General features: G+C 42.3%; 5 protein-coding genes. 3 read left to right on the top strand and 2 right to left on the bottom strand.

Annotation, left to right across the window (positions count from 1 at the left end):
- Positions 1–195: transposase (locus CKO12_RS14090; RefSeq protein WP_200154953.1), on the top strand; the 195-nt coding region annotated here is incomplete at its 5' end.
- Here the strand turns inward: CKO12_RS14090 and CKO12_RS14085 are convergent.
- Positions 196–441, bottom strand: coding sequence for a hypothetical protein (locus CKO12_RS14085; protein WP_200155356.1), 246 nt, complete (start codon positions 439–441; stop codon positions 196–198). It lies immediately after the preceding gene.
- Between the two features lie 32 nt (positions 442–473).
- On the opposite strand from CKO12_RS14085, the gene CKO12_RS14080 reads away from it, so the two are divergent.
- On the top strand, positions 474–671 hold the full coding sequence (locus CKO12_RS14080; protein ID WP_207146391.1) for a hypothetical protein: 198 nt from the start codon (positions 474–476) through the stop codon (positions 669–671).
- 415 nt (positions 672–1,086) lie between these two features.
- On the top strand, positions 1,087–1,416 hold the full coding sequence (locus tag CKO12_RS14075) for an H-NS histone family protein (RefSeq protein ID WP_200155355.1): 330 nt from the start codon (positions 1,087–1,089) through the stop codon (positions 1,414–1,416).
- A 341-nt stretch (positions 1,417–1,757) separates the two neighbouring features.
- Here the strand turns inward: CKO12_RS14075 and CKO12_RS14070 are convergent, their stop codons facing one another.
- Entirely contained in the window at positions 1,758–2,105 is a 348-nt protein-coding gene (locus CKO12_RS14070) for a hypothetical protein (RefSeq protein ID WP_200155354.1), read from the bottom strand.
- Positions 2,106–2,201: the final 96 nt, after the last annotated feature.

Raw genomic sequence — 2,201 nt, 5'->3', positions numbered from 1 at the left:
CTTGTTATGGATAATGCCGCTTTTCATAAAAGACAAGATATTCAGCAAAAGATTAAAGAAAGCGGGCATATTTTAGAATACTTGCCACCATATTCACCTGACTTAAATCCGATTGAAAACTATTGGGCAAAAGCAAAAGCGATTCGTAAAAGGAACCATTGCTCAGTTGATGCTTTGTTTGCCTGTCATTTGTAATCATTTTATGTTGGATCGACTATATTCCCAACCGAAATGAGCGCGTTTCCAGACATCCGCCCAGCCATCGCTGCCAGTGGTTTTCTTTGCGCCACGCTCAAAACAATAAAACTCACCAGTTGGATCAGCTTCTGCGGGCGTTGGTTCATTCAATAACCGACATAAATCAATAAAATGCTCTTGCGATTCAGAACGTTCTTTTAGCGTGGAGACTTGCCATTTAGCAATGAATTCATTTGGAGTCATGGAGTTTAGTCGCTCATTAGAGAGGAATTAGTGTGCGTATTTTATCTAAAACTGTCTATAGTGATGACAATCATTTATGGATTGAGTTGCCGCTTGTGCGTGATGAATCGGTCAACTGGAATATCAATATCGGCTACACCGATGAAGGTATTGCTGAAACGCCAATTTTGGATGCGCAAAACAGGTTTTATCCATTACAGATGGAGCGTGTTCACGCAGAAGCCGCTTGATTGTAATTAGTATGTGCCAAGGCCTGCTTTTTGAAGTGCTGACACCGGCGACACATATCCGGGCACTATCTGATGGTTATCAGTCTGCATGTAACGATGCAGCGGTTCCTCTACAGTACTGAGCTTGCGCAGGCGCATGGGATCATCCGAAAAAATGATTGCTGCTCGTAGCCGGCTAGATAAATTCATGCTGCGGTGAAGTAGGTGGTAGCGCCCTAATTTTTAAAATTAGAGTTGTATAACTATTTGTAAAACAAGATAAAAACCATATCAACGCTGTTGATTGGGCACCACCACTTACACTTGTATTCTGAACCACGCCTGCTATCCAAGCGATAAATTTTGCCATACCTGATGATTTTCTAAACTGAATCGTGTATCTTTCGGTACTTTCTAGTAATTGAGAACTGAACCGATGTCAAACCTTGATAAACTGCTTCAACAATACGAGCTCCTGCAAAAGGAAATCGACACCGCCCGTAAACAAGAACGCCGCGTCAAAATCAAAGACGTACGGGTGTTGCTAGAAAAGTATTCCCTCACTGCCGAGGATATTTTTCCGCAGTCGAAGACAGTCGCAGCTGCTACCACCCGCGTTAAATCAACCCGTCCTGCCAAGTATCGTGATCCTGCGTCGGGCAAAACATGGAGTGGTGCCGGTCGTGCTCCGCTGTGGATTAGAGACCACAATTACAGTGATTTCTTGATTACAGATGCAAATACGCCTTCTGAATCGGCGAATTGAGCACTGAGGCGTGGAAACTGGCATAAGCAACATTTATGCTTTTTCACTACCTGCTGTTGTAACCATTGGTGGTCTAGGTTTACTGCTATTGGATTGAGTGAGATCGTGATAAATCGTCAAGCGGGTTGGATTGAGTTTTATAGCTCATTGAAGCTGATCCGCTTGATAATTTTTGAAGGATCAATTACGCACCAATAACATCTTTAGTATCGGTGCAGTTGTCTTGCAATGATTTAATCCGCAATCCGTCCCCGCAAATCACACTGCTTTAATCCCGCCAGAATGAGCGCCGCGCCGTCTACTTTTGAATCGCTTGTATAGTGATGATGACTATGGCGCTGCTAAAGATCGAGTAGTGATATTTCTTCAGTTCTACTGTTTTCATCTTCGTCATCTTCACTGTAATTGAACTCAACCTTACTCTGAAAGATAATTTCATCCATGACTGTTTGCAACTGACCAGATTTAACTACTACATCAAAAGCGGAAATAAGATCGTGAACGTTGATAATTTCTTCGACGGCTTTCATGTATGAATCAACGATAGTCTCAATTTTATATTTCATAACTGCTTGCGCACGAATGGCAGCGCGAATTTGATCTGAGGTTTCGTTAGACTTAACAACAAAAGTAATTGGAAACCGCTGTACTTTATCAATATAGGAGTTACGCAGTTGCGAACAAGCCATACAATGGTGCTGATAAATAAAATCGCACGGCACTGCGCACGATCTTATTTTTTGCTTCCATAATGCTTATTCCAGTTCGATAGAAGTAGCGTTCCA

It is taken from the genome of Chromatium okenii (genome assembly GCF_016583745.1).
GTDB lineage: Bacteria > Pseudomonadota > Gammaproteobacteria > Chromatiales > Chromatiaceae > Chromatium > Chromatium okenii.
The sequence above is the reverse complement of the archived record's forward strand: the minus strand, read 5'-3'. Positions and strand labels throughout refer to the sequence as shown.

Coding starts and splice junctions, on each gene's coding strand:
- CKO12_RS14085 (WP_200155356.1), bottom strand. CDS start 441: ATGACTCCAAATGAATTCATTGCTAAATGGCAAGTCTCCACGCTAAAA.
- CKO12_RS14075 (WP_200155355.1), top strand. CDS start 1,087: ATGTCAAACCTTGATAAACTGCTTCAACAATACGAGCTCCTGCAAAAG.
- CKO12_RS14070 (WP_200155354.1), bottom strand. CDS start 2,105: ATGGCTTGTTCGCAACTGCGTAACTCCTATATTGATAAAGTACAGCGG.